Origin of the sequence: Bartonella sp. CL436QHHD (assembly GCF_042195105.1) — a bacterium.
Classification (GTDB): domain Bacteria; phylum Pseudomonadota; class Alphaproteobacteria; order Rhizobiales; family Rhizobiaceae; genus Bartonella.
In genome coordinates this window covers 25,359-31,651 of sequence record NZ_JBHINR010000041.1, presented here as the reverse complement: position 1 = coordinate 31,651, position 6,293 = coordinate 25,359, and the positions used below count along the sequence as shown (strand labels likewise).

The following is a 6,293-nucleotide window of genomic DNA, read 5'->3' as shown; positions in this document are numbered from 1 at the left end:
GTCGGACAGGTTGTGTCGTGCTGTAGGCAGTGGTTCTTTGACCCTTGAGGGACGCCCTGAAATCATGGCGGATCAACCTCTCATCCTTCAAGGGTTTCGTGGGCAAATCAATGGTCCATGGAAAGCCGCGACCGTCACCCACCGCTATGAAAAACAAAGCGGATACACCACAGAAATCACACTCGAGGCACCAAACAAGGGAAAGGAGGCAGGAGAAAAGGAAACCTCTGAGTGACAGAAAATCAAAGGGACAACTTGACCCTTTGATCGGTCGTGATGAGGAATTCGGTCAACTTGCACCAATTGCTAAAACGAGAAATAGGATCAAGTTGATCCAATTGCATGAGTACAGCAATAAGCTAATGTCTACTCAATTCCTAAAAGGAGCAATGGTGCAAACATTGCACAATTGCATACTGAAGAGCAATTTGGTCAAGTTGACCGAATTCCTTAAACGCTTCTCTTTTTAATAATGTCCTGAATAATGTGCTTAGGATACAGAAAAATCATCAGTCAATTTATGCTAAAAGAAGTCATACCATCTTATATACGCTGCTTCTCAAATAATACGATTCCAACTCAATGATTGATCATCTCAAATTGCGATTTTGAGCAGAAAAGAAAAAGAGGCTTTAAATGATCTTTGAAAGGCCTTTGAAGACCCTTTGAGAACCCCTTAAAAACTCTTTGAAAAAAATAAATTGGTACAAAACCTAGTGGCAAAATATACAAAACCTGCTGGCAAGCTACATACAAAACCCGCTGGCAAGCTACACTGGCAAGCTACATACATACAACTGGCTGGGGAACTTGGATTCGAACCAAGATTGACGGAGTCAGAGTCCGCTGTTCTACCATTAAACTATTCCCCAATAAGCCAATTTTACCATTTCTAGCAGATTCTATAGTGTAGGCAAGTGCAAAAAATCTTTAGATTATCAATAATAAAGAGCGATAGGGATATCATTATAATCCCAGTAGTGGCGGTCTCAATGTTTTAGCATATAGCAATAAGCGAATAAACACATATAAATAGAGCACACCGTGAACGGAAGCATCACAAACTCTTGTTGAAATATTCTCTATATAGGCATACTTTGTTAAAAGACAGCTACTAAATCATGGAGAATTAATGAGTAATATTTCCACTTATCCTGTTCCCCCAAACCTACAGTTGGTATATGTCTCAAATGTAGAATATTCTACCGCTTTTTACAAATTCATCTTCAAGAAAGAACCTGTGTTTACTTTGCCACGCTATGTTGCATTTGCTTTTTCGGGGGATGCACTCTTTGCTCTCTGATCTGGGGGCGATACGCCTGAGGAAAATGCACCTCGTTTTTCAGAAATCGGCATTATGTTGCCTAAGGGAGAGGATGTAGATAAGCTCTATGCGGAATGGAAAGAGCAAACCACTGTTGAGATAAATGTTTTGAAGGAACCGTATACTGATGTATTTGGACGTACCTTCCTAACCAAAGATCCAGACGGACATATTATTCGTGTTTGTCCACTGGATTTAAAAGCCTGAGATCCGATGTTTAATCGTCTGAATTATAATACCTGAATTATAATAATTGTCTGTTTCCAAAACCTATAAGCTATGCACCCTAAGAGGCTTACTTACGACGCGTGGCTTATCCGTTCGGTGCTGTTCCATTATATTCAGCCCCACAACTTGCCTGTTCCCACAGGCGGCCTCATTGGCTTGGACATCAGTCGGCGTTATTGCATGGCCAGTGATCAGTACCTGTAAATCATAGAAGCTATCCCTCATCGCCTTATGTGGAGTCTTTTGTTGGAATGGGAGGAATATTCTTTACAAGGAAATTGATATCTTTATGAAGTAAAAAAGGTACTGTACATAAAAACTAATAAAATCAATACATTAAGTGCAGTTATTTTGTATAAACCCACTTAAGAATCCATACTTTTATGCATGTTTGAATTGATCATTTTTTATATAAGATTGCCATGGATGAATAGACCATAAAAAGCAAATCATGATGTAAATATTATAACGCATGGGTGCATTCAAATGAAATGAAAAGCGGTTATCATTCATAACAGGTCATAAATTTTATGATACGTTTTTATCACAGCACAAATCACATTGTTTTAAATTTCAGTCGTTTGGAATTATCGATAACATAAATTGTATACATTTAAGAATGGGATGTGTTTTGCTCTTTATTTGAGTGCAACCTTAAAAGGAATAATCGTTTGAAACTATCATAAGCTTATGGATTGAGTTCATAAAGATTGCATAAAAGAATTTAAAGACAAGATCGTTTTTAAAAACGCTTACTAAAAAGTTAGTAAATGATAGGCAGGCATTATATGGATACTATCATCACAATATAGAATGAAAATCACAATGTTATGTCTTATGAAACTGAAAACCTTTTAATGATATAACGCAAGCAAGCGAGCAAAAAACGTTTTAAAAGTTACAGTTTAAAAATACGAAACCAAATGAGCTCCCCCCAAATTGGGGGGCACCTATTGAAAAAAAGATGAGGCAGCAAAATTCAAAACCATTGTAACATCTAAGGCATGGGATTTTATTCAATTTTGAGTCAAAAGCTATAATGTTTAAAGATGGCTCTATTCTAAAGATAATGCCTCCAAAATTGGATTGGTTGATTTTGCCAACTCAAATTTGAGCTGGTTAATTTGCAAAGAAGTTACATTTGAGTGCAAAATGAAAAGATACTTATGAAAGCCTTATTGAGAAGACATTCATTTAAGATGCATTTTCTTTTGATTGGATTGATAAAGTTACTAAGCTTTTATAGGCTCTATAATGCTAATGAATGATATCAAAATCATAGCTATCATTTACGTTTCTTTTGATAAGTTTTCATATTTCTAATAGAGCACTTGCAATATGATACGTTTTGTATATATGCATTCATTACTCCATTGTGGATGATTCATTCGAATCTTATAATCAATATCTGAAAGCCGCGTCATATCATTTGGCACGGCTTTCTTTTTTTGAATTCTCTTTAGATAGGTTTATAGCTATTAGATAAGGCGTTCCCATAAACATAGCCAGATATACGTGTATTACTATGGAAAGGATTTATTTGCGAGAGGATTACCAGACGATGTTTGCTTTGCTTGTGCAATTAAAGGGAAAGTCAATGATGTGCCTCAGATCCGAAAAATCTTTAGCCAATTTAAGATAAAAGAGGTTGGCACATCTTATACATGTGGTTCAAAGAATCCGCACCGGCTCAAGAGCTTATCATCTCAAATTGCAATTTTTAGAGGAAGAGAAAAATATGCATTAAAGGGATTTTAAATAACCCGTGAACGTTTTTGAAGATCCTTTGAAAAAAATAAATTGATGCAAAACCTGCTTTCAAATTATACAAAACCCGATGACAAGCTACAATCATTAAATACTGGCTGGCATTAAATACTGGCTGGCATTAAATACTGGCTGGGGAACTTGGATTCGAACCAAGATTGACGAAGTCAAAGTCCGCTGTTCTACCATTAAACTATTCCCCAATAAGCCAATTTTACTATCCCTAGCAGATTCTATAGTGCATGCAAGCGCAAAAAATCTTTATGATTATCGATAATAAAGAGCGATAGGGATGTCATTAATTGTTTTGATTTGAATATCGACATCGTAAATGTCTTTAAGAATTTCTGGTTGCATAATTTCTTTTGGAGTCCCACAATAGGCCGCTTTCCCATTTTTCAATGCAACAATCATATCTGAGTAAGATGAGGCAAAATTAATATCGTGCATAACAATAAGAATGGTTTTTTTCAGTTCATCAGCTGTGCGGCGTAACTGCTTCATCATAGAAACGGCATGTTTCATATCCAGATTGTTTAATGGTTCATCTAAGAGAAGATAATCAGTGTCTTGGCAGATAACCATGGCTATAAAAGCGCGTTGACGCTGACCGCCAGAAAGCTCATCTAAAAAACGGTCTTTTAAATCTTGTAAGCCGAGATAGCGTAGCGCACTGTCGATAAATTGTTTATCTTCATGTGTATACCAGCCTTTTGAATAAGGATAGCGTCCGAAACTTACTAAATCGTACACGGTTAAGCGAAAAGACAAAGGATTTTCTTGACGCAGAATTGAGAGTTTTTGAGCCAAAATATCGTGGGGCATTTTATCAATATCAAAGCCGTCGATATGAATTGTACCATTATGGTGTGGCAAAAGACGTCTTATCAGCATTAAAAGAGTTGATTTTCCGGAACCATTGGGCCCAATGAGAGAAATAATCCCCCCTTTTGGAAGATGAAGGCATAAATTATCGATAATCAATCGTGCTCCGTAAGCCTTGGAAAGATGATTGATCTCAATCATTTTAGTTTTCCCTTCATCAGTAACATTAAGAAAACAATACCCCCACAAAACTCAATGATAAAACTTAAACGCCCTGCCATATGAAAAATTTGTTCTAAAATAAATTGTCCCCCCACCAAACAAATAATCGCTAACAATATTGCAATCGGCACAACAACACTGTGTTTTGCTTGAGGAGAAAGTTCATAGGAAAGGTTGGCAACTAACAGTCCAAAAAAGGTGACGGGGCCTACTAATGCGGTGGAAATGGATACGAGAATGGAAACAAAAATAAGGACAGCTGTCGCACTTTTGTGGTAATTAACGCCAAGATTGAGGGCATTTTCACGTCCCAAAGCCAAAATATCAAGAAGATGACGGGAATGCCATCCAATCAGACTCACAATGAAAACAATGATTGTGGCAAAGCTTATTAATGGTGTATTGAATTTATTAAAATTTGCAAACATAATATCCGTTAAATTCATCATTTGGTCTGGATTTAGTTGCAATTGCATAAACATCCGTAAACTGAAAAAAAAGCCGCCTAAAACAACACCGATTAAAAGCGTCAAATGAAGCCCTTTTAGGCTTCCTGAAAAGAGCCAGCGAAAAAGGCTTATTGAAAAAAGAATAAGAATGAGGGCTTCAAGAACAAGCTGTCCTTCTTCATTCAAAAAGGGTAAAGAAAGAGAGCCTACAAAATACATTAGGGCAGTCTTTATTAAAATATAAAGCTGATCAAATCCCATAATTGAAGGGGTAAGAAGACGGTTATTAACGATTGTTTGAAATAAAACCGTAGAAACGCTTATTGCGTAGGCAATAAGAAGCAGAGAGGAAAGTTTTGTAAGACGAAATTTCCATGTATAAACATTGATATTCCATGTCATGTAAAGACTAATGATAGTACATGCTATGATGATAAGTGTTGTTAGTACACATATTGTTTTTCTTCTTTTATCCAAGACGCTTTCTCCAGCGTAAAAGCAGTATCATAAAAATAAAACTACCGATTACACCCATTATGGTGCTGATGGGAATTTCAAGAGAGGGATGAATTATTCGTCCTAAAAGATCACAAATCAAGACCAATCCTGCACCGCTGATGGCCACCCAAGGAGCGGTATAGCGCATATTATCTCCCATGAAACTTGAAACAATATTTGGAATAATCAACCCAACAAAAGGAATACGGCCAATGGTACAGACAACAACAGCAGTGATTGAGGCGACAATAAAAAGACCAAAAAACATGACAACACGATAATTCAATCCAAGGTTGTTGGTTAAATCTTCTCCCAAACTTGCAACCGTAAAGCGATCAGCAGTACAATAGGCTAGAATACAAAGGGGAAGGGATAACCATAAGAGCTCATATTTTCCTTCAAGAACCATCGCAAAACTGCCAAATAAGTAAGCTTGAAGAGAAGGGAGTAACATTTCATAATCTGCAATGGCATTGGTTAAAGAGCCAATAATATAGCTTAGCATAATCCCTGTAAGGGGTACAATGAGAGCAGATTTTAGAGGAATGCGTCGCAATAAAAACATAAAAAGTAAAGTGCCTGCCATGGCAAAAATTGTCGCAACGACCATTTTTCCTAAAACAGGAATATCGGGTAAAAAAATCATAATAAAAAGAATGCCAAGGGAAGCAGATTCAATGGTTCCAGTGGTTGATGGCTCGACAAAGCGATTGCGTGTCAATAGTTGCATAATCATGCCTGAAAGTGCAAGTGCTGCGCCTACTAAAAGGATTGCAATGGTACGAGGAAGACGTGTTTGCCAAAAGATAAGCCACGCATGGGGATCGGCTGCGAAAAGGTCAGAAGGTGTGACATCAGAATAACCAACAAAAATGCTGAGGATCGACAGGAAAATTAGAAGTGTTATGGTTATCCAGTAATTCTTCACGTTAAATCATTTTCTAACAAAATCTACAAAAAGCAAAGACTGCTTAATAAAC

At 37.0% G+C, this 6,293-nt stretch carries 5 protein-coding genes, 2 tRNA genes and 2 pseudogenes; 3 read left to right on the top strand and 6 right to left on the bottom strand.

Annotated features, from left to right (window positions below; translation table 11 throughout):
* A pseudogene (locus tag ACFIKN_RS06105) lies at positions 1-235 on the top strand (late control protein); the annotation flags it as partial.
* A 563-nt stretch (positions 236-798) separates the two neighbouring features.
* Here the strand turns inward: ACFIKN_RS06105 and ACFIKN_RS06100 are convergent.
* Positions 799-872: transfer RNA gene (locus tag ACFIKN_RS06100), tRNA-Gln, on the bottom strand.
* A gap of 485 nt (positions 873-1,357) precedes the next feature.
* Here ACFIKN_RS06100 and ACFIKN_RS06095 point away from each other — a divergent pair.
* Positions 1,358-1,531, top strand: coding sequence for a hypothetical protein (locus ACFIKN_RS06095; RefSeq protein ID WP_375658081.1), 174 nt, complete (start codon positions 1,358-1,360; stop codon positions 1,529-1,531).
* Between the two features lie 63 nt (positions 1,532-1,594).
* Here ACFIKN_RS06095 and ACFIKN_RS06090 read toward each other — a convergent pair whose 3' ends face one another.
* Positions 1,595-1,777, bottom strand: coding sequence for a hypothetical protein (locus tag ACFIKN_RS06090; RefSeq protein ID WP_375658080.1), 183 nt, complete (start codon positions 1,775-1,777; stop codon positions 1,595-1,597).
* A 1,299-nt stretch (positions 1,778-3,076) separates the two neighbouring features.
* On the opposite strand from ACFIKN_RS06090, the pseudogene ACFIKN_RS06085 reads away from it, so the two are divergent.
* A pseudogene (locus ACFIKN_RS06085) lies at positions 3,077-3,276 on the top strand (DNA adenine methylase); the annotation flags it as partial.
* Positions 3,277-3,448: 172 nt separating this feature from the next.
* Here ACFIKN_RS06085 and ACFIKN_RS06080 read toward each other — a convergent pair.
* The 4 genes from ACFIKN_RS06080 to ACFIKN_RS06065 all read right to left on the bottom strand — a co-directional run bounded on the left by ACFIKN_RS06080 (position 3,449) and on the right by ACFIKN_RS06065 (position 6,241).
* Positions 3,449-3,522: transfer RNA gene (locus ACFIKN_RS06080), tRNA-Gln, on the bottom strand.
* Between the two features lie 64 nt (positions 3,523-3,586).
* Entirely contained in the window at positions 3,587-4,345 is a 759-nt protein-coding gene (locus ACFIKN_RS06075) for an ABC transporter ATP-binding protein (RefSeq protein WP_375623948.1), read from the bottom strand.
* Positions 4,342-5,292: an iron chelate uptake ABC transporter family permease subunit gene (locus tag ACFIKN_RS06070; RefSeq protein WP_375658079.1), complete on the bottom strand. Its 951-nt coding sequence runs from the start codon at positions 5,290-5,292 to the stop codon at positions 4,342-4,344. The genes ACFIKN_RS06075 and ACFIKN_RS06070 overlap by 4 nt, the downstream gene beginning before the upstream one ends.
* Positions 5,285-6,241 carry an iron chelate uptake ABC transporter family permease subunit gene (locus tag ACFIKN_RS06065; RefSeq protein ID WP_273791483.1) on the bottom strand — a complete coding sequence of 319 codons (957 nt, stop codon included), beginning with the start codon at positions 6,239-6,241 and terminating at the stop codon, positions 5,285-5,287. Before ACFIKN_RS06065 ends, ACFIKN_RS06070 begins: the two co-directional genes overlap by 8 nt.
* Positions 6,242-6,293: the final 52 nt, after the last annotated feature.

Coding starts and splice junctions, on each gene's coding strand:
- ACFIKN_RS06075 (WP_375623948.1), bottom strand. CDS start 4,345: ATGATTGAGATCAATCATCTTTCCAAGGCTTACGGAGCACGATTGATT.
- ACFIKN_RS06090 (WP_375658080.1), bottom strand. CDS start 1,777: ATGAGGGATAGCTTCTATGATTTACAGGTACTGATCACTGGCCATGCA.
- ACFIKN_RS06095 (WP_375658081.1), top strand. CDS start 1,358: ATGTTGCCTAAGGGAGAGGATGTAGATAAGCTCTATGCGGAATGGAAA.